The 20,428-nt window shown below is 60.0% G+C and carries 15 protein-coding genes; 10 read left to right on the top strand and 5 right to left on the bottom strand.

From position 1 onward, the window contains the following. Positions 1–189 precede the first annotated feature (189 nt). Positions 190–5,559, top strand: a complete 5,370-nt coding sequence (locus JOE34_RS00120; protein ID WP_209994915.1) for an AvrE-family type 3 secretion system effector — start codon at positions 190–192, stop codon at positions 5,557–5,559. Between the two features lie 60 nt (positions 5,560–5,619). Here the strand turns inward: JOE34_RS00120 and JOE34_RS00125 are convergent, their stop codons facing one another. From JOE34_RS00125 to JOE34_RS00135, 3 genes are all read right to left on the bottom strand, one after another. Next, positions 5,620–6,009, bottom strand: a complete 390-nt coding sequence (locus JOE34_RS00125) for a type III secretion system chaperone (protein WP_003314129.1) — start codon at positions 6,007–6,009, stop codon at positions 5,620–5,622. 110 nt (positions 6,010–6,119) lie between these two features. Further along, positions 6,120–8,279: a restriction endonuclease gene (locus tag JOE34_RS00130; RefSeq protein WP_209994916.1), complete on the bottom strand. Its 2,160-nt coding sequence runs from the start codon at positions 8,277–8,279 to the stop codon at positions 6,120–6,122. Then, positions 8,276–8,770, bottom strand: a complete 495-nt coding sequence (locus tag JOE34_RS00135; protein WP_004403055.1) for a CesT family type III secretion system chaperone — start codon at positions 8,768–8,770, stop codon at positions 8,276–8,278. Before JOE34_RS00135 ends, JOE34_RS00130 begins: the two co-directional genes overlap by 4 nt. Before the next feature lie 304 nt (positions 8,771–9,074). Between JOE34_RS00135 and JOE34_RS00140 the strand changes: the two genes are divergently transcribed. Beyond that, positions 9,075–10,412, top strand: a complete 1,338-nt coding sequence (locus tag JOE34_RS00140; RefSeq protein WP_209994917.1) for a pectate lyase — start codon at positions 9,075–9,077, stop codon at positions 10,410–10,412. A gap of 83 nt (positions 10,413–10,495) precedes the next feature. Here JOE34_RS00140 and JOE34_RS00145 read toward each other — a convergent pair whose 3' ends face one another. Further along, positions 10,496–11,953 carry a hypothetical protein gene (locus JOE34_RS00145; RefSeq protein ID WP_003421866.1) on the bottom strand — a complete coding sequence of 486 codons (1,458 nt, stop codon included), beginning with the start codon at positions 11,951–11,953 and terminating at the stop codon, positions 10,496–10,498. A gap of 332 nt (positions 11,954–12,285) precedes the next feature. Here JOE34_RS00145 and JOE34_RS00150 point away from each other — a divergent pair, with 332 nt between their 5' ends. Continuing rightward, the gene (locus tag JOE34_RS00150) at positions 12,286–13,230 is read left to right on the top strand and encodes a bestrophin family ion channel (protein WP_004403052.1); all 945 of its coding nucleotides are present in this window, start codon (positions 12,286–12,288) and stop codon (positions 13,228–13,230) included. Between the two features lie 87 nt (positions 13,231–13,317). Here the strand turns inward: JOE34_RS00150 and JOE34_RS00155 are convergent, their stop codons facing one another. Further along, the gene (locus tag JOE34_RS00155; protein ID WP_003409043.1) at positions 13,318–14,235 is read right to left on the bottom strand and encodes a LysR substrate-binding domain-containing protein; all 918 of its coding nucleotides are present in this window, start codon (positions 14,233–14,235) and stop codon (positions 13,318–13,320) included. 187 nt (positions 14,236–14,422) lie between these two features. On the opposite strand from JOE34_RS00155, the gene JOE34_RS00160 reads away from it, so the two are divergent. From JOE34_RS00160 to JOE34_RS00190, 7 genes are all read left to right on the top strand, one after another. Beyond that, positions 14,423–15,172, top strand: a complete 750-nt coding sequence (locus JOE34_RS00160) for an SDR family NAD(P)-dependent oxidoreductase (RefSeq protein WP_003314121.1) — start codon at positions 14,423–14,425, stop codon at positions 15,170–15,172. 100 nt (positions 15,173–15,272) lie between these two features. Next, complete coding sequence (locus JOE34_RS00165) at positions 15,273–16,574, top strand: MFS transporter (protein ID WP_003415354.1); 1,302 nt, start codon at positions 15,273–15,275, stop codon at positions 16,572–16,574. A gap of 18 nt (positions 16,575–16,592) precedes the next feature. Further along, positions 16,593–17,441, top strand: a complete 849-nt coding sequence (locus JOE34_RS00170) for a transketolase (protein ID WP_209994918.1) — start codon at positions 16,593–16,595, stop codon at positions 17,439–17,441. Continuing rightward, positions 17,438–18,457, top strand: a complete 1,020-nt coding sequence (locus tag JOE34_RS00175) for a transketolase family protein (protein WP_074952643.1) — start codon at positions 17,438–17,440, stop codon at positions 18,455–18,457. Before JOE34_RS00170 ends, JOE34_RS00175 begins: the two co-directional genes overlap by 4 nt. A gap of 48 nt (positions 18,458–18,505) precedes the next feature. Beyond that, positions 18,506–19,459 carry an alpha/beta hydrolase gene (locus JOE34_RS00180; RefSeq protein ID WP_209994919.1) on the top strand — a complete coding sequence of 318 codons (954 nt, stop codon included), beginning with the start codon at positions 18,506–18,508 and terminating at the stop codon, positions 19,457–19,459. A gap of 41 nt (positions 19,460–19,500) precedes the next feature. Then, positions 19,501–19,788 carry a YceK/YidQ family lipoprotein gene (locus JOE34_RS00185; RefSeq protein ID WP_003314115.1) on the top strand — a complete coding sequence of 96 codons (288 nt, stop codon included), beginning with the start codon at positions 19,501–19,503 and terminating at the stop codon, positions 19,786–19,788. 28 nt (positions 19,789–19,816) lie between these two features. After that, positions 19,817–20,302, top strand: a complete 486-nt coding sequence (locus JOE34_RS00190) for an ATP-binding protein (protein ID WP_010424391.1) — start codon at positions 19,817–19,819, stop codon at positions 20,300–20,302. The last annotated feature ends 126 nt before the right edge of the window (positions 20,303–20,428 follow it).

The following is a 20,428-nucleotide window of genomic DNA, read 5'->3' on the forward strand; positions in this document are numbered from 1 at the left end:
CGTGGCAAGCCCGCCTTTCCAGTTCCCTGCAAGGCATATTTCGCTTGCATACGCACGAGCCTGAAACGTTTCAGCCAGCTATTTTTCTTTGGAACTGGTGCCTTTCCCATGCCACACAGGAACTGAAGGACTTTTCAAAGGGTTACACAATCGCCGTCGTCGGGCGGCAAAAGGAAAGGGAGATGCACCGTGCAGGTACCAACGGTCAAACGCAATACCGGAAACGTCATTGCGCCAGAAGCGACAGCAAGAGCCGACAACCCTTCAAATCTCCGGCAGCAAACCGAACAGCCGACCCAGCGCTCCTCACATTCCCTAGGGAGCATGGGAAAACGGCTGCTGAAAAGTGTCGGCAAGGTTTTCCAGAAATCCAGGACACCCCGGCAGTCGGCAGCAAGGCCGCCCAGTACACAACCCAACTCAAGCTCAGCGCCGCGCTCCAGTCGCGAGGCCAGCAGAAACACCGCTCGTGGCACTCGTTTGCCGGATAACCCGCCACCGCACAGCGATCATCTCCCCAAGTCCATTCTGCGCACCCGTACGAACAGGGCGAACGCTTCAGGAACGACGACGCATGAAATAGAAGAAGAATCGACGCGGACAGACACTGCCCCCCGTAACAATCGCCGTGTCACGTTCAATCTTCCGCAGGATCAGCTCACGCGCAGCGCTTCGGAGCAGCTCTCCGCAGAGCCCATGACTGACGAAGAGGCGGTCGCCAGCGCTATGCGCGAACGCCGTACCCCCGGCGGCCGCCTGAAAGGCCGCGATGACACGCGCCAGTCCATGCAGCCTGTCGACCCGAATGCGGCAAGCAGTTCCGGTACCAAGGCGGATGATTCAGAGGGACCACCCCCCGCTCGCAATCCGGGTCTGGAACGCAGCAGCGGCGGTCGTTTCGAGTTCAAGAACGAGCAACTGATGCGCAGCGTGCAATCACAGGGCACTGTCGGCTTGAGTGCCGAGGGCAAGCCGGATTTCTCTTCGTTCAAGACGCCCGGCATGGCCGCGTTGCTGAACGACATACTCGCCAAGCCCGGACAAACCTATCTGGCGCAGCAGAGTGAGCAAGGCGTGCAGGGCCACCAACTGTTGCAAGCCAACGGGCATCTGCTGCATCTGGCGCAGGGCGACAGCTCGCTGGCCGTCATCCGCAGCAGTGAGCCAACACTGCCGGTACCGGGCGGAAAACCTCCGCCGGTGAACATGCAGCGTGAAGAAAACCACATTCATATCGACACCCTTGACGGGCGGCGCAGCCAGGAGTTGCCAGGCAAGGCCCATATCGCTCACCTCACCGAGGTCCATCAGACCACCAACGGCGACCGCCTGCGCGTGCACGAAGACCGGCTGTACCAGTTCGAACCGCTCGCCGCACGCTGGAGGCCGGTGGATGAAATCGAGAACATCGCTTTCAACCGCCTGATAACCGGAGGCAACGGCTCGGTCTACGCCAAAAGTGACGATGTCGTCGTCGATCTCTCCAGCCCGTTCATGCCGCACGCCGAGTTCAACGACCTGAAGTCATTTTCGGTCGCGCCTGACGATACCGCGGCACTGCTCAGCGGCTCGGACGTGCAGACCGTCCTGCTGACCGACATGAGTCCGGTGATTGGTGGGCTGACCCCGAAAAAAACCAAAACCCTGGAACTCGACGGCGGTCAGGCACAGGCCGCCGAAGTCGCCCTGAGCAACGACAGGCTATTTATTGCCGACACGCAGGGCAGGCTTTACAGCACTGATCGCAGCGCCTTCGAAAGCAACGACGCAACGTTGCGCCTGATGCCCGAACGAGCCGGCTACAGGCTGGACGATCAACCAATGGGCGGCCACAACAGCGTCAGCGGATTCATCAGCGGCGACGACGGTCGCGTGCACGCACTGATCAGGAATCGTCAGGGGGAGGTGCACTCCCATGCGCTCGACGAGCAGGGTGCGAAGCTGGAAAGCGGCTGGAACCTGACCAATGCGCTGGTTCTGGACAACACACGCGGCCTGACGGTTATGCCAGCGCCCGTCGGGGCCGACCGCCTGCACCTCGACCGTGCCGGTCTGGTCGGTTTGAGCGCCGGTCGCATCCAGCGTTGGGACGCGACGCCGCAGTGCTGGAAAGACGCAGGCATCAAGGATGTCGATCGCTTGCAACGCGGAGCCGACAGCAACGCCTACGTGTTGAAAGGTGGCAAGTTGCTCAGGCTCGACGTGGCCCCTAAACACCCTAATGTCGCCTTCGACCACAATACGGCACTGGCCCAGATAGCGCGCTCGACCAAAGTGGCGATGGGCAAGGAAATCGCAGGGCTGGAGAATCGGGTCGTGACCGCTTTTGCCATGGTCAGCGACAAGCGCTTTGTCGCGCTCGATGATCAGAACAGGTTGACGGCCCATAGCAAGGACCACAAACCCATTGATCTGGATACGTCCGCAATTGACGGTGACATCAAGGAACTGGCACTGGACGAAAAGCACAACCTTTACGCTCTGAGCAGCACCGGCAAGCTGTATCGCATGCCGCGAGAGGCATGGCAGGCAACCCGATTCGGAGGCCAGCTGGCCGCTAAATGGACGCCTCTTGCAGCGCCTGACGGCCAACCGGTCAAAGCGCTGTACAGCAATGATGACAATCGCTTGAGCGTCCAGGTCGAGGACGCCGCCGGTCAAGGCCTGATGCAACTCAAAGAGGGGCAGTGGCAAGCGTTCGAACAGCGTCCCGTAGAAAAAAACGGCTTGAACGACGTTTACAACCGCATCACGCGCGCGCACAAGACCTGGCGGATTCCAGGCACCGGGTTGACAGCAAAGCTGGACATCAATGCATTCGGGCGCAGCGGCATGGAGAAAAGCAATCGCCCCACCGCCAGCGAGGCCATTCGCGCCAACGTTTACAAGCACACGCTGGAACCGCCTCGCTGGATGAAGAACGTCGGCAACAACATCCAGCATCGCTATCATGGTCGCGAGGGCCTGAAGGAGCTCTATAAGAAAGAGCTGATCGCGTTCAAACAACTCGAACTGATTCATGAAGCCGGCGGCGCACCGCCGACCCCGGGTAACGATATGAAAGCGCGCATTGCGCGCCTGCAGCTTGGCCCTGAGGGCGCTGAGCTGGCAAAAGAACTCGAAGTCTTCCGCGACGAACTGGAAAAGCACGCCAGAACTGCGTTGGAGAACATTGGCAAGGACTACGGCAAGCTCAAAAATCTCAGGCAGAACGACGGTGTGCTCAACCAGCACAGCGCAGTGGCGAAGTCGTCGAAACGCACTCAGCTCGGCAAGAAGCTGGCTGAACTGGGGTCGATGCTCAACTTCAAAAGCTCCGGCCATGACTTCGTCAATGAGCTGGATAACGCCCTGACGCAAGTCGCCCCATCCGCAGAAAACCCGACGGCCACAACGCTCAAGCGGCTGAAAGACAACGGGGTAAAGCTTTCTCACACCAAAACCGATATCGGTCTGGGCCAGCGCCGCGATGCCAACGAAGATCACGGGCTAAGCAAGGCCCGTCTGGCGCTGGATCTGGTCACCCTGAAAGACCTCGGCGCGCTGATCAGCAAGGTTGAGCTGCTGACACGCAGCAGCGACCTGCCCAGGCTGCAAGCGGAATTGACCTCGTTACGCGATGTGACCTATGGCGAGAACCCGGTCAAGCAGGTCACCGACATGGGCTTTACCGATAACGCAGCACTGGAAGGCGCGTATGACGCAGTCAAGGCGTTCTCGAACGCGCTCAAGAAATCCGACCACGCTGTCAGCGTCAATATGCGCGCGGCAACCGGCAGCCAGGATCAGTCCGAACTGGCCGACACGCTCAAGGCCATGCTCAAAAACCTGGAGCATGGCGACGATGAAATCGGCGTACAACGCAGTTACGGGCTGAACCTGACCAGCCCGTTCGCCGTCCTTGCCGACAAGTCGACAGGCCCGTGGCCGACCGCCGGGGCTACCGGTAATCGCAACTATCTCTTCAGTGCCGAACGTTGCGAAGGTGGCGTGACCCTGTACCTGATGAGAGAAGCGGCCGGAAATATCAGCGGCGGCGTGGGCGGCGGCAAGGACTACTGGCCGGGGTTCTTCGACGACAACCACCCTGCCCGCAGCGTCGATATCGGCAACAACCGCAAGATGACCCCGAACTTCCGTCTTGGCGGAGACGTGACCGCAACCGCTGCCGCCAGCCAGCGTGCCGGGGTGATCTTCAATGTGGCGGACGACGAAATCGACGGGTTCGTCGACGATCTGTTCGAAGGCAAGCTCAACCCCTTGCAGCTGTTGAACAAGGTCAAGGACCACGAAACCTATGAAGCGCGGCGCTTCAATTTCGATATCACAACAGGCTTCAGCGCTGATATGCGCGTCGGCTTCGGTCTGTCGGAGGCCGACAGCGCGCCGCTCTCCGCAGTTGCGCGTCTGGGCGTGGCGGCGAATGTCACGGTCAACCTGCTGAGCTACACCGATTACTCACTGACCCAGAAGAACGACAAGACAGAGCTGCGCGAAGGCGGCAAGAACCGGCCGCGTCTTTTCAACAGCCTGAACGTCGGCGGACAGGTACGCGGTCAGATCGGTGGCACGCATACCAACGCCACAGCGACACCCGCCTCCGCTGCCGGGCCGACGCCAGCGACGCAATCGGCAGCCAATAACCTGGGGGTCGCAGCGAACGTGACCATTGATGACAAAACCGTCAAACGGGTCAAGTTCCGCTTTAACGTAGCGACCCCGATGACCACCGAGAGCCTGGACAAACTATCGAAAAGTCTCGGTGCGGCCTTCAAGGATAAAGCCACGACCGCCCGCCTTGCAAACCTGAAGGATCCGCTGAACCCTCTTTACGCCGACATGAACCCTGAGCAGGCCATTCAGGCTCGACTTGACGGGCTCAAAGCGCTGTTTGCCGACAAGCCGTCGCAGAACGATACGCAATACAAGGCGCTTCGAGACCTGAAACGGGCGGTCGTGCAACACGAAGCGTCGGTCAACAATCACAGCGTGCTGGACAATGCCCGCTTCGAAACCAGCAAGACCAGCCTGTCAGGCCTGAGCAAGGAAAGCATCCTCACCAGAATCATGGGGTCGATACGCGAAGCCAGTGCGCCCGGCAACGCGGCGAGGGTCGCCGAGTACATGCGTCAGGACCCGACGCTCAGCGCCATGGTCAAGCAGCTTGAAAACAGCCAGGGCACCCTCGCCCGGGTACGCCTTGAACCGAAAGACTCGCTGATCGACGACATCGACGAAGGCAGCCGCAGGGGTACGCTGACGCAGACCCAACTCTCCGGCCTTCTGGAAAATCGCAATAACATGAGGATCAAAAGGCTGGTGGTGTTCCATGCCCCACCGCAGACCGAGAATTTCACGTCACCCACGCCACTGATCAGCTACAACAGCGGCGCATCGTTGAGCGTGAACAAGACCCTCGGGCGGATCAATTTCATCTATGGCGAAGACCAGGACAAACCCATCGGCTACACGTTCGACGGGGAGCTGTCGCGGCCCTCGGCGTCGCTGAAAGAGGCGGCAGGCGAGTTGAAACTGTCGGGCTTCGAAGTCAAAAGCTGATAGCTGAAACAACGCAAAAGCGCAGCATGGAGCGGCGCTTTTACGTGCAGCCCCGCCTGTTCAGGCGTGCAGAAATGCGCGGGCTTCGCGTGCCTGAGCAATAAAGCCACGTGTCACGTCACAAAAGGCTGGCTCATCGAGCGACACCAGCTCACGTTGCGCACACAAGCGTACATCGCCCTGATCGACGGCAAACCAGCAACCGTGCAAGCGGGCGACGTCGAAGTTCAGGCTCAACAAGTGCTGCAAATCGGCAGAGCGTTCAGGGCAGCGCCCGACACGGCAATGAAAGATGACCATCTCACTGTGCTCGGGCAACTCGATGACGGCGGCTTCGTTGTCCTGGCCGTCATACAGCGCGCATACCCCGTTCTGCCAGGTAAGCGAAGTGCCAAGCTGGGCACCCAGCGCAGTGATGAAACGGGAAAACTCATGTTGCGAGGTATTCATCGTCATAGTCCTTTAAGAAAAGCCTGAGCTGACCAGGCAGTGAGTGGCTGCCTGGCGTTGTCGGTTCCACAAAAAGGGGCCGCCAGGGACACAGCCCCCCCGTGTATTTATCAGCCTCGACGGCCCTCCTCCATCGAACTCAGTTCGACATCGACGGGGTCAGCGTTGTCCGCAGGCAAAGGTGTCTCTGGCGCGTTGCGTGAATTGCGCAAGGCCGAAACACCTTTCGATACGCCGTCCTCCACCCCGCGGAGTGTATCCACCACCAATTGGGTCGGTAATTGCAACGCCCCTCTGCCCATGTGATAAGCGCTTTCAACGGCTCTGGGGACACCACCCAGGGTATCCGGCTGGAACGTATGCGGCAGTGAAGCTCTGTCCGGATGGCGAATAGTGTTCCAGGCGCTTTCAGTACGCGGCAGCATCGGCACTGCGCCACCCATGCCCGCCTCTTTCAAGGCCTTGGCCTCGGCCGTGACCGACTGGTTGGCATACAGGGTCGACAGGTAAGACACCGAACCGGTTGCCGCCAGCGCCATGTTGCGCAGGATATTCCTCGCGCTGAGGGTGCCGGATGCACCTTGGGGCTGGACGGCAACCGGTGGCAGCGCGCCATTCAGCGCTGCGCTCTGCACACCTGAAACAGCCTTGCTGTAGAACGCGGTGCGTACCGCCGGTTCGCGAAGGTCCAGGCCTTTGGCCAGGTCCTTGCCCAGGTCGGCATTGGCGCGGTCCGGGGTGAAGACCGGGATCTTGCGCCCGCGCGGATCGACATAGGTCGAGTTCAGATGTGCAATGGTCTGGGTGGTGGCTGATATGGCCCCGGCGATCCCGGAGGTCACCGCTCTGGCCGACAGGGTCTGGCCATTGAGCAGATTGAAATCATTGAGCATCTGGCGTACCGCCTGCCCGCCACCAAAGGCGCCGTAGGGGATCATCTCACCCAGTGGATGGGTAGACGAAACCTGAACCTTTTTCTGATTCAAAACCGCTCGCTCGCTTTCGACGAAGGCTTTGTCCTCAGCGGCTTCCTCAGGCGTTTTTCTGACCAGTGCGCCGTTGTCGTTCTTCAACTCGAAAGGGTCGGGAATCACCGAGTCAGTATCAATCCCCTTGAGCGGCACCATATTCAGCCGCTCGTTGAGGCCGGCTTTCTGAAACCCGGCTTGAACCATAGGCTTCAACAGGTTGGTAACGCCCTCGTGAGCCACCCCGGCAGTCAGTCCTACGGCCAAGGCCCTCTTCATGCTCGCGTCGGCGCTTTTTTCGGGAACGGCATCTTTCATCGCGTCACCGGTGGCCGTGCGGATATACCCCAGGTGGAGCATGGACACCATAAACTGCGGCACCGCTGCCGCGACGATCGGACCGAACCCCTTCCAGCCGCCGACCGAGTTGCGATCAACGTTCAGCTTGTCGATCAGAGCATCCATTTGCGTGTGAGCGGCAACGGCATTCAGCCGCTTGGCTTCAGGCGATTTGCAGAAGTCGGCGTGCAGGTCGCTCAGCATCGCCCTGGCCGTTTCCAGCGCCTGCCGGTCCATCAGCAGACCCGGTCTGCTGTCCTCAGTGCCGCCCTCCAACTGGCTGTCCAGCGCGGCGATGCGTTCGTCCAGCACTGCAAGACTGTGGTTCAGCCCCGCTTCGATGGACTTACTCGCCCGACCGGCGTATTCGCCAAGCGCCGCCTGACTGACCGCCAGCGTGTTGCGGTCGCGCAGCCCTCCTGGGCCGAATGCATCAGCCGTCGCGTCATGCATGAGCTGGAAGTGTTCCAGCTGGTCTGCGAGCGACTGGGCAAAGCCCTTGATCAGTTGTTCGGTCTCGGCCTTGCCTGGCTGATGCCCTGGCTCAGCGAATCGTCCGAGCGCTTGCTGCAGGTCGGAGCCGTGAAACTGTTGCAACGCATAACGCTCAGGCGACAAACGGGCGGCCATGACCTCGAAGGGCAGTTTTTCAGACTGCAACAAACTACCGATCAGCAGCGCCGCGTTAGCGCTGATGGTCGGCGTGGAGGTGCCCTTTACGGTGGGCTGTTCGGCACGAAACTTCTCCAATGTCGGCAGATGTCGCGGCGCGACTGGCAGGCGAGCGGCACCGGCCGCCGAGCTTTCCGGCGCTTGTGCGGCTGACTGGCTGGCGGTCAGCGGCGGGTTGCTGCTCGGGCTTACCGCGTGTGGATGAGCCTGGGTGACAGCGGCAGACGGCTGCGGCTGGTTCGCCTGAACGATCTCGGTACTGCCTGATCCGCCGACTCGTATGCCAGTCATTGGAACCTCCCGGAGCTCGCAGGCGTATCACGCATGGTTGCCTTGGAAGCAGGCGTACTGACCGAGGCGCTCGCAGTACCCACCGGTCCCATGAAACCGTGCTCGCGCCACTCTCTGGCCAGGTCGGCAAAGGACTTCATCAGCAGCAGCACGCCCTCGGCTGTCGCTCGTTCAAGGCCTACCGATCCCATCAGCAGCACTCGGCCGGTCTGGGCATTCCAGGAGAAAGCCGGGCTGTGGGCACCCGCAAACATATGAAAGTTGATGTCCATCAACGCCAGCAAGGCGCTGTCACGATTGCGCGCGGGCAGCGCGCCCATATCCCCGTAGATCAGAATCGCACGCCCCTCGTCGCGGTCCTGATAGTGAAGGGTGAAGTCGACGTCGCTGATTTTGAAATTGGCTGACTCGTAAAAACGTTCGGGTTCGGAGATCAGGCTGAGCGTGCAAATCTCATTGATAAGTGTCTGATATTCATCATTTTTGTTCATTTAACAGCCTCTCGGTGCGCTGTGGGTCCACACCATTTTTTTGCTGGCGTGTGCGCACTGAGTCGGAGGGCAAGGCGTTTTGGTTCCTTGGCGCGAGTCGCCCTCTCCAGCCCGGTGCAGCGGAGTCATCGCCAGTCAACGCACACAAACGGGAACCCATCCCCCCGTGCTGCCACTCACTTCGGGCAACGCCAAGGCAGAGTCCTCATCGACCTATAGAACCCGACAAGGACGCGGCGATCAACGCCGGTAACTCCGGAAGACGACGCTGGTTCATATGTCCATCCCATCGAGGTAAAGCACCATGAGCATCGGTATCAACTCCTCCACCTCCTACCAACCCGCTTCAACCCAGCTGGACTTGTCGGCGCTGAGCGGCAAAAGCCCGCAGACCAATACGTTCAGCGAGGAGAGCACTGCACAGGCCGTCGACCCGAGTGCCCTGCTGTTCGACACTGCCAGCCAGAAAGACGTCAGTTTCGGAAAACCCGACAATACGGTTCAAAGCCCCACCGACAGCAGTGCTGCAACTGACCCTCAATCCAACGTCGTCAAGCTGCTCAGCGCGCTCGTCACATCGCTGCTGCAAATGCTCATGAACCTTAATAAAAAACAGGACACGGGTCAGGACGCCAACGAGTGGCAAGACCCGTTTCAAAACAATGGCGGACTCGGTACGCCATCGACCGAAGGCGGTGGCGGTGGTACTGAGGCGGCTTCAAGCGGGGACGACGGCGGAGGCGGTACTGAGGCGACTTCAGGCGGTGACGAGGGCGGCGGCGGTACAACGGCGGCGACGGGTGGTGGCGATGGTGGCGGTACATCCCCGACCACTGAAGGTGACGGCGGCGGTAGTTATGCGTCGACTGGCGCAGACGGCAGCGGCACGCCTTCGACCGAGGACGGAACCGGTGGCGGTGGCGGTGGCGGTGATGGCGTAACGCCTCAAGTCACCCCGCAACTGGCCAACCCTGGCCGCAGCTCGGGCAACGGCACGGTTTCGGATACAACGGGATCCCTTGAGCAATCCGGCAACGTCAATGTCGTGAAAGACACCATCAAAGTAGGTGCTGGCCAGGTGTTTGACGGTCACGGTGCAACCTTTACCGCCGACAAGTCGATGGGCACCGGCGACCAGGACGAACATCAGAAGCCCCTGTTCGAACTGGCCGAAGGCGCTGTGCTGAAAAACGTGAACCTGGGTGAGAACGAAGCCGACGGCATCCACGTGAATGCCAAAAACTCGGAGCAAGTCACCATTGATAACGTGCACGCCCAGAACGTCGGTGAAGACATGATCACGGTCAAGGGCGAAGGAGGCGCAAAAGTGACCAACCTGAACATCACTAACAGCAGCGCCAACGGTGCCGATGACAAGGTCATTCAGCTCAATGCCGATACCCACCTGAAAGTCGACGGTTTCAAGGCCACCGATTTCGGCACGCTGGTCCGTACCAATGGTGGCAAGCAGTTTGATGACATGAGTGTCGAGCTCAATGGCGTGGACGCAACCCACGGCAAGTTCGCACTCGTCAAAAGCGACAGTGACGATCTGAAACTGGCCACTGGCGACATCGCCATGACCGACGTCAAGCACGCCTATGACAAGACCAAGGCGTCTACCCAGCACACCGAGCTCTGATACGACGCATACATGAGGAACAAGCAAAGGGGCGCATTCCGTGTAGGGCGCCCCTTTCCTTTACTGGCTATGGTGGAAAACGCTTATGCGCGTCCTGGCTGGAACGGCACCGCGCTCGGTGAACCCGCTGCAATGCCACCCTCTTCGATGTCCGGCTCACGAGCATTGCGACGACGTAATGTGTCACGCAAGGATGCCCCCGTCGCAGCAATCGCTTCACCACTCGCGTCAATGCCCGCCTTGGCCAGCTTGACAGCCTGGTCAGCGACATAGCTGGTCGAACTCGACGCCGCCGATTTAACCGTATCCTGCAAGAACGACTCGGCTTTTTTTACTGCGGGATCGGTTGCGACCGCTGCGGTGGTCCAGGCCGCAAAAACGCCTGCCGAGCCGGCCATATTGGTCAGTTGGCTGACCGCCGCCTTGGTAGCCGGGTCAGTGATATTTTTGGTCGCCATCTCCTGTAATTTGCCCACGCCGGCAAAGCCGCCTGCCAGGGCCAGCCCGTTTTGCGCAAGACCGGTGGCCGACACCAGGCTTCTCACTGCTTTCAGGCCGTCGGTGGCGACGTCCAGCGGCAGACCCGCCACCCGCTTGCCGGCGTTCAGCGCCGCGCCGGCGTAGCTGGCTGACTTGATCGCATTGTAGGCATCGAGCCAGTCGGTTTCTTCACTCAAGTCTGCCTTGGGTTGCTTGTCCTTGATGCCGAGCACGAATGCACCGCCGCGCAAATGATCACGCGCCTGCACACTGAGCATCCGATTGCCGAACCCCGCGTTGGCCACCAGGCCGCCTGCCGCCGACACGCTGATGTCGACCGCACCCTGCACGGCGGGTCTGGATGCCAATGCTGGCGCCAGTACGGTACGCACCGCATTACGCGCGCTGTAAGTCTGAACGGCAATGCCCAGATCGACCGCCTGACGCATGACACCCGGCGAATGACGCTTCACGGAAGCCGCCATCGCATCATGCAGTTTCTCAGGCGAGGTGCTCAGGTAGTGCAGGTTGCCCGTGGCGCGATTCATGACCGTGGTGCCGACCTGATCCATGATCCCGGACAGCGCTCCGGACACAAATGGCGTCAGGGGTTTGAGCGGCGTCGGCAGCCAGTCGCCCTTGTTGATGGCAGGCTGCATGTATTGCAGCACTGACGCAGCGGCAAACGGCGTGGCGCGCAACGCGGTCGAAGCGGTGGTTGCCATCCTGTCGAACTTCTCCGCCTTGGCGAAGGTGTCGGCAATGGTGGCAGGCGTTTCGCCCTCGTCCAGCAAACGTCTGGCGCGAGAGTCGATAATGTTGTCGATCTGCTCGTTGTGCGCATGAACGGCGTCCTGGTCAACGGACGACTCACTCAACGGCAGTTTGTGCGCAGCGAACACATGATCTTTCAGGTAATCGGTAATGGAATCCAACATGGTCTGCTCGGCAGGGCTGAGCTCGCGTACGGAACTGGAGGCCAATGATTGCGATGCGGAATAAAAGCGCTCCAGCTCCAGCTCAATGCTGGGCTGCGGGCTGCCGGTTCGGTTGATGTGCATTGAAACTCCCTCTCTATTGCGTAAGTTGCGTAGCAACGCGACGAGACGGGTCTGGCCGGACGACTGGCCTGCGAACAGGCAAGGCAATGGGGCGTCGGTCCGAGAGTGGTAACAATTGCAAACGTCCGGGAGCCCGTCAGCGAAGAGGACCGACAAGGCTGTGTGGTCGCAAGGGTGCCGGGGGTTCCAGCTGTTGAAATGGTCAAGACAGGCGTAACTGTTTCGCCACCATGGAGAATTAAGCGAGCTTTAAGCCTCGGTCAGTAAGTTTGCAGCGTGGTGTGTTGATTGACCGCGCCAAACCTCTTCCAACCCAGCAAAGGAGTGCCGCAATGCCTGGTCCTTTTGAAAAAAAATGGCGGTGCATCAGCAGAACGGTCACCTACGTTGGCTGGTCACTGTTCTGGCTTCTGCTCTGGGACGTGGCCGTGACCATGGACTTCATGTTGATCCAGGGTGCGGGGATAGATCTCCCACTGATGCCGCTCACGCTGCTTTGCTCGGCATTGATCGTGCTGATCAGTTTTCGCAACACCAGCGCCTACAACCGCTGGTGGGAAGCTCGCACGTTATGGGGCGCGATGGTCAACAGCTCGCGCAGCTATGGCCGCCAGGTGCTGACCTTGATTGAAGGCAATGCCAACGAGCCTGGCAACCCGGTGAAAGAAGTATTGTTCAATCGTCACGTGGCTTATCTGCGGGTACTGCGCGCTCATTTGAAAGGCGATGTCAGCACAGCAAAACTCGAAGGGCTGTTACCGGTTTCCGAGATTCAGCGCGCAAAGGAGAGCAATAACTTTCCCAATGACATCCTCAATGGCTCGGCGGCCATGATCTCCGAAGAATTTGCCGAAGGGCGAATCGACAGCATCCGTCTGGCGCGACTGGAGTCGACCATGGTCGAACTGTCCAACTGCCAGGGCGGCATGGAGCGTATCGCCAATACGCCGCTGCCTTACCCGTATGTCTATTTCCCCAGACTGTTCAGTACGCTGTTCTGCATCATCATGCCGCTGAGCATGGTGACCACTCTGGGCTGGTTCACCCCGGCGATATCCACGGTGGTCGGCTGCATGCTGCTGGCAATGGACCGCATCGGCACTGACCTGCAAGCTCCGTTCGGCGCCAGCCAGCACCGGATCCGCATGGAAGACCTGTGCAACACCATCGAAAAAAACCTGCGCTCGATGTTTGACGCACCGGCAAGGCAAAGTCTGGTGATTGACGCGCAAGACCAGCAGGGCAGCGCCTGGCAACCGCATCGGCTGGTGGTCTAGAAGCGCTTGACTGGCGTGCCTACATTCCACGTTGGCACGCCATCCGGGACATTGAGCATCACATTGCCAGACCACAGGCAGCACAGTTCAAAACACAAATCCCTGCCCCAGTTCGCCTTCCATCCATTCAAGAAATCGCCTGACTCTGGGGAAGCTCGAGTGCGCCTTGGGGAATACTAGATGGTGCGCGGCGACCGGTGCAGTCAGGGCTTGAGGGGCAACTTCGATCAGCTCGCCCGTGGCCAGGTACTTTTGCGCCAGCAGCGTACTTTCCAGCGCGAACCCCAGCCCGTGGCTGGCCGCTTCGAGTGTCATGTATGAGCGGTCGAAACTCAGCGCGTAGGGTTTTTCCGGGCGAGCCAGGCCATGCCGGGCAAACCATTCAGGCCATTTCAGCAGTGTGGCCTCGGACAGAATCAATTCGCGGTCGAGCAAGCCAGCGGCGCTCTCCACCGGACGGCGCGCCAATAATTGCGGAGACGCCAGCACAGCGAACTTCTCGTCACGCAAGGTGCGCACTTCATAACTCGGCCAGTTCGGCCTGCCATGCCGGATATCCACGTCGATTTTGTCCCTGCTGAAATGCAGCGACTCGTAAGAACACGACAGGTTGATCTGAATGTCCGGGTGGCTTACCCGAAAGGCTTCCAGCCTCGGCATCAGCCACAGCAGCCCGAAACTGGGCGCAGAATGCAGACGCAGGCAATCGAGGCTGACATCGCTGGCGGCACGCTCGGTGGCGACGGCGAGGCTGTGCAGCACTCCAGAGACATCTTTCAGATACTGCTCACCCACCGGCGTAAGGGTCACACCACGGGCGGCCCGAACGAACAGCTGGCGACCAATCAAGGCCTCCAGACGAGCCAGTTGGTGGCTAACTGCCGACGGCGTCAGGTCCAGCACTTCGGCGGCTCTGGCCAGATTGCCAAAACGCGCCGTCTGCTCGAAGGCCTGAAGCGCTTTCAGCGGTGGCAGGCTCAGAGGTGCCTCGTCATCAGGCCGCATGGATGCTCCGCTGTGTCCGATTATTTGAATTTCGTTCATTCAACCACTCACCTGCCGAATTGACGAGAGGTGAATTTTTTTCAGCATCCAGTGATTTTTGCGGCATTGCTCAGGACCGACACCGGGAACACTCTGAAGTCATCGATCACCCGAATCGAACCCATAACAATAATCAGAGGTAACCCTCATGCTTCTTCAAGGCAAAATTGCAGTGATCACCGGTGCGGCATCGGCGCGCGGTATCGGTCGCGCAACCGCGATCACCTTCGCCAACCATGGCGCACGTGTGGTGATCATCGATCTCGACGAGTCCGCAGCACGCGATGCCGCCGCCGCACTGGGCGAAGGTCATCTGGGCCTGGCAGCCAACGTCGCCGACGAACACCAGGTTCACGAGGCCGTCAGCAAAATCATCGCGCACTACGGTCGCATTGACATCCTGGTGAATAACGCCGGTATCACACAGCCCATCAAGACCCTGGACATCCGCCCTGCCGATTACGACAAGGTGCTCGACGTTAGCCTGCGCGGCACCTTGCTCATGTCGCAAGCGGTGATCCCGACCATGCGTGCCCAGTCCTCGGGCAGTATCGTGTGCATGTCTTCGGTTTCCGCCCAGCGCGGCGGCGGCATTTTCGGCGGACCTCATTACAGCGCAGCGAAAGCCGGCGTGCTGGGACTTGGCAAGGCAATGGCGCGGGAATTCGGACCCGATCAGGTACGTGTCAACTCCATCGCCCCCGGCCTGATCCATACCGATATCACCGGCGGTCTGATGCAGGACGAGCGACGTCACGCGATCATCGATGGCATCCCGCTGGGTCGTCTGGGCGCGGCGCAGGACGTGGCCAATGCTGCGCTGTTTCTGGCCAGCGACCTGTCGTCCTACCTCACCGGTATAACGCTGGATGTGAACGGCGGCATGCTGATTCACTGACCGCGAGTGGACGGGCTGGCAAACAGCCTGTGTTTGTTCTGGATCGACGATACGCCAGGCGGTTGCCTGGCGATCTATAAAAACAAGAGATCAGACCATCATGATAACCACCATGACCCTCGACGCGGTGTCGACCACGCGCGCCAATGCCTACCGCAAGACCGCCTGGCGACTGATGCCGTTCCTGATGCTGTGCTACCTGTGCGCGTACCTGGACCGGGTCAATGTCGGCTTCGCCAAGCTGCAGATGATGAACGACCTGGCCTTCAGCGAAACCGTCTACGGGCTGGGTGCAGGCATGTTTTTCATCGGCTATTTCCTCTGTGAGGTGCCCAGCAACCTGATCCTTCACCGGGTCGGTGCCAGACGCTGGATCGCCCGCATCATGATCTCCTGGGGGATTATTTCCGCGCTCTTCGCCTTTGTCGAAACTGCCTGGCAGTTCTACGCCCTGCGCTTTCTGCTCGGGGTGGCGGAAGCCGGTCTGGCACCCGGGCTGCTGCTGTACCTGACGTACTGGTTCCCCTCTTATCGCCGCGCGCGCATGACCGTGCTGTGGTTCATCGCCATCCCGCTGTCGGGGATGATCGGCGGCCCGCTGTCGGGCTACATCATGACCCGCTTCGCAGGCGTTCATGGCTGGGCCGGCTGGCAATGGATGTTCGTCCTCGAAGCGATCCCGACGGTGATCGTCGGCTTGCTGGTACTCAGCTATCTGAAGGATGGCGTGCATCAGGCGACATGGTTGTCCGCTGAAGAAAAGGAACTGGTCAACAAAGAGCTGCGAGAGGACAACAGCCAGAAAGTGGTACACGCGTCGGTAGGCGCCTTCATTCGCGACAAGCGTCTATGGCTGCTGGCGTGCATCTACTTCTGCGTGGTGATGGGCCAGTACGCGATCACCTTCTGGCTGCCGACGCTGATTCGCAATGCAGGCGTTTCCGACCCGCTGCATATCGGTCTGATGACCAGCCTTCCCTACCTGTGCGCAATCGTCGTGATGCTGTTGATGGGGCGCAGCGGCGACAAGCATCGAGAACGCCGCTGGCACCTGGTCGGCCCGATGATCGCAGGCGCGCTCGGGCTGAGTCTGGCGGCGCTGTTCGGCGGCAATCTGCTGCTGTCGGTGCTCAGCCTGTGCCTCGCTGCAGCGGGCATTCTCTCGGCATCATCAATGTTCTGGATGCTGCCCACCACTCTGCTGGGCGGGGTATCGGCGGCCGCCGGGATCGCCGGAATCAACAGCTTCGCCAATCTCGCGGGCTTCTGTTCGCCCTATCTGATCGGCTGGATCACCACCACGACCGGCTCGAGCGCCATCGGTATGTACCTGATTACCGGCGTGCTGTTCATCGGCGCGTATCTGGTGCTGCGCATCCCTGCCGCCTCGGTCAATCGTTGAGTCAACGGAGCAATCACCATGACAGCCACTATTTTATCTGCGCCTTCCACCTCGCTGGCGCAGCGCGCTCATAACATTCGCCGGCACGCATTACGCATGGGCCAGGTTCAGGGCCAGGGTTATGTCGGACAGGCGCTGGGCGCTGCGGACCTGCTCGCCGTGTCCTATTTTCACGCGCTGAACTATCGCCCTGAAGACCCTGAATGGGAACAGCGTGACCGCTTTTATCTGTCGATCGGCCACTACGCCATTGCGCTGTACGCGGCATTGATCGAGGCGGAAATCATTCCGTTCGATGAGCTGGAAACCTACGGCTCGGACGACAGCAGATTGCCCATGTCCGGCATGGCCACCTACACCCCCGGCATGGAAATCACCGGTGGCTCACTGGGTCATGGGCTGGGCATTGCGGTGGGGGCCTGTCTGGGCTTGAAGCGCAAGAACTCCAGTGCCTTCGTCTACAACCTGCTGTCGGACGGCGAGCTGAACGAAGGCTCCACCTGGGAAGCGGCGATGTCCGCCTCGCACTGGAAGCTGGACAACCTGATCGCGATCATCGATGTGAACAACCAGCAGGCCGATGGCCACTCCAGTGAAGTACTGGCGTTTGAACCCATTGTCGATCGCTGGCAGGCGTTTGGCTGGTTTACCCAACGGGTCGACGGCAACGATCTGGACGCGCTCGTTGCAGCTTTCGACAACGCGCGCCAGCACGCCGGTACGCAGCCCAGGGTCATCATCTGCGACACAAAAATGGGCAAGGGCGTGGCATTTCTGGAAACCCGCGAAAAGACCCACTTCATCCGTGTGGATGAGCATGAATGGGACGTCGCACTGAATAACCTCGACGAGGGGAAAACCGTATGAGCTCTGCCAATCACACACCGGCTCCGTCCGGCACCACGAAGAAAAAACTGACCACCTCGGCGATGATCGCGTCCATTGCGTCCGAGGGTCAGGCCACTCGACCGGCTCCGTTCGGCCATGCATTGGCGGCACTCGCAGAGCAACGTCAGGACATCGTCGGACTGTCGGCTGACCTGTCGAAATACACAGACCTGCACATCTTCGCCAAGGCGCATCCCGAACGTTTCTATCAAATGGGCATGGCCGAACAGTTGCTGATGAGCGCAGCGGCCGGCATGGCCAGGGAGGGTTTTATACCGTTTGCGACCACTTATGCGGTATTCGCCTCCCGACGCGCGTATGACTTCATTTGTATGGCGATTGCCGAAGACAACCTCAATGTCAAAATCGTCTGCGGCCTGCCGGGCCTGACCACCGGTTACGGTCCCAGCCATCAGGCCACCGACGACCTGGCGATCTTTCGCGCCATGCCCAATCTGATGATCGTCGATCCCTGTGATGCACTGGAAATCGAACAGGCGGTTCCCGCGATCGCAGCGCATCAAGGCCCGGTTTACATGCGCCTGCTGCGCGGTAACGTGCCCTTGGTGCTGGACGAGTACGGCTACACGTTCGAGATCGGCAAAGCCAAGACACTGCGCACTGGCAACGACGTGCTGATCATTGCCACCGGCCTGATGACCATGCGTGCACTGGAAGCTGCCAAGCAGCTGCAGGCTGACGGTATCGACGTGGCAGTGCTGCACGTCCCCACCATCAAACCGCTGGACGAGCAGACCATACTCGCTGAAGCCAGAAAACCGGGCCGGCTGGTGGTGACGGCCGAAAACCATTCGGTCATTGGCGGGCTGGGCGAGGCAGTGGCGACGGTGCTGCTGCGCAATGGCGTGACGCCCACGTTCAGGCAGATCGCCCTGCCAGACGCTTTTCTCGACGCTGGCGCGCTGCCTACACTGCATGACCGTTATGGCATTTCCACGCCCGCCGTCTGTACGCAAATCAAGGCGTGGCTTTAAGCACTGGCAGGCGCAGGGGCTGATCTCCCTGCGCCTCGGGAGCACGTATTGAACGCCAATGAATTACTGGACCCGGCCTATCGTTGGTTCATGGACGAGCCGTCGAGCAACTGGACGCTGCACACCCTTGCCGACATCAGGGCTCGCGTCAGCGCCACCTGGGCCACCGCCGCCACAGCGCGCGGCGAGCAACACTGGACCTCCTCCGATTCGGACAATGGCATCAGGCTATGTCTTTATCGCCCGGACCTTTCACACCCTCACACTGACCTCCCGGTCATTTTGTATATCCATGGCGGCGGCTTTGTACTGGGCAGCCCGGAGATGGCCGATAATGACCTGGCCAAGCTGGCCGTCGAGCTCCAGGCAATCATCATTGCCGTCGATTACCGGCTTGCCCCCGAGCATCCGTTCCCGATCCCGCTGGAGGACTGTTACGCAGCGCTGGAATGGATATTCTGCAACGGAGCGGCGCAGGGCATGAACACCAGCAATCTGGTGATCATGGGCCACAGCGCCGGCGGCGGGCTTGCTGCCGCGCTCGCCCTGCTGGCAAGAGACAGAGGTCTGCGGACCATCGCCGGCCTGGTGCTGATCTACCCGATGCTGGATCACCGCACAGGCACACCCGACGCTCCGCCAGCCAACCCGACTACCGGCACTTTCAGCTGGTCGCGTCAGGCCAATCATTTTTGCTGGGAATGCCTGCGCGGTGCCTACGCAGTGGACGATGATCGCAAGGCCCTGTTCTCCCCCGCACTGGCCACCGACCTGAGCGATCTACCGCCCACTTTCATCTGCGTCGGCGCACTCGATCTGTTTCTGGAAGAGGACCTGTCATTCGGGCTGGCCCTGTCGCGCTCGGGGGTGCCTGTGGAATTGCATGTCTACCCAGGCGTGCCGCATATGTTCGATCAGTTGCCAGGCGAGCAGACCGCGCAGGCTGCGCAAGATATGGCCCGCGCCATGCGCAGGATGATCGCCGCCGGGTTATGCGACTAGAATGACGCGCATGTTGCATCAACTCGGAAACAAAGGAATGTATGTTCAAACAATGCCTGTTACTCGCTACGGCCATCTCACTGAGCGGCTGTTGGAGCCTGATGTATCACCTCGATGGTGAGCGTTGCGTCTATCCCGGCACACGACACGGCTGGGCATGGGGTACTAAAGATGTGACATCGACCTGGCCATGGCTGATAGACGTGCCGTTCTCTCTGGCGCTGGATACGCTGTTTTTGCCCTACGACCTCACCGCTTTCCTGCCGGAAAACCTTGGCGGTGATGATCGCGAGTGCCATTTCAATGATGGGCTGAATGTGCTTGGTTGACAGGCACCCATAGAGTAAGGACACGTTGATGCTCGCCACCAGACTTCACCTCCTGTGCGGCAAGATCGCATCCGGTAAATCGACACTGGCAAAATCAATCGCGACCGAACATTCAGCGATCCTGCTGAGTGAAGATCAATGGCTCTCTCGGCTCTACCCTGACGAGATCACATCAGTGGCGGACTACGTGCGCCTGGCCCATCGGATTCGCGACATCATCGGCCCTCTGGTTATCGACATGCTGAATTCGGGCATGTGCGTGGTTCTGGATTTCCCTGCCAATACGCTCGCCGACCGCCGGTGGCTTCGCAGCCTGGCTGATGACGCGCAGGTCAAGCATCGACTGCACTATCTTGATGTGGAGGACGATATTTGCCTTGCCAGACTGCATGCCCGCAACGAAAGAGCCGAGCATGACTTTGCGGCTACAGATGCGCAGTTCAGGCTCATCACCCGCTACTTCCAGATTCCACACACTGACGAGGGGCTGGATATTCTGGTTCACGGCCTGTAACTCACCGCCTGTAACTCACCAAAGGGTGCGTGGCGATGTCCTTCCGGCACTCTGATTTCTGAGGTTCCTGCAACAGGCACCCTGCGTAACCGGTCGGCGAAAACCGGAGCAAACGGATGCCTTAAC

This window comes from Pseudomonas sp. PvP028, from assembly GCF_017832255.1.
Classification (GTDB): domain Bacteria; phylum Pseudomonadota; class Gammaproteobacteria; order Pseudomonadales; family Pseudomonadaceae; genus Aquipseudomonas; species Aquipseudomonas syringae.

Bases quoted from the DNA above. Each gene is read 5' to 3' on its own strand.
- JOE34_RS00125 (WP_003314129.1), bottom strand. From the start codon at position 6,009: ATGAATACCTCGCAACATGAGTTTTCCCGTTTCATCACTGCGCTGGGT.
- JOE34_RS00130 (WP_209994916.1), bottom strand. From the start codon at position 8,279: ATGACTGGCATACGAGTCGGCGGATCAGGCAGTACCGAGATCGTTCAG.
- JOE34_RS00135 (WP_004403055.1), bottom strand. From the start codon at position 8,770: ATGAACAAAAATGATGAATATCAGACACTTATCAATGAGATTTGCACG.
- JOE34_RS00140 (WP_209994917.1), top strand. From the start codon at position 9,075: ATGAGCATCGGTATCAACTCCTCCACCTCCTACCAACCCGCTTCAACC.
- JOE34_RS00145 (WP_003421866.1), bottom strand. From the start codon at position 11,953: ATGCACATCAACCGAACCGGCAGCCCGCAGCCCAGCATTGAGCTGGAG.
- JOE34_RS00150 (WP_004403052.1), top strand. From the start codon at position 12,286: ATGCCTGGTCCTTTTGAAAAAAAATGGCGGTGCATCAGCAGAACGGTC.
- JOE34_RS00155 (WP_003409043.1), bottom strand. From the start codon at position 14,235: ATGCGGCCTGATGACGAGGCACCTCTGAGCCTGCCACCGCTGAAAGCG.
- JOE34_RS00160 (WP_003314121.1), top strand. From the start codon at position 14,423: ATGCTTCTTCAAGGCAAAATTGCAGTGATCACCGGTGCGGCATCGGCG.
- JOE34_RS00165 (WP_003415354.1), top strand. From the start codon at position 15,273: ATGATAACCACCATGACCCTCGACGCGGTGTCGACCACGCGCGCCAAT.
- JOE34_RS00170 (WP_209994918.1), top strand. From the start codon at position 16,593: ATGACAGCCACTATTTTATCTGCGCCTTCCACCTCGCTGGCGCAGCGC.
- JOE34_RS00175 (WP_074952643.1), top strand. From the start codon at position 17,438: ATGAGCTCTGCCAATCACACACCGGCTCCGTCCGGCACCACGAAGAAA.
- JOE34_RS00185 (WP_003314115.1), top strand. From the start codon at position 19,501: ATGTTCAAACAATGCCTGTTACTCGCTACGGCCATCTCACTGAGCGGC.
- JOE34_RS00190 (WP_010424391.1), top strand. From the start codon at position 19,817: ATGCTCGCCACCAGACTTCACCTCCTGTGCGGCAAGATCGCATCCGGT.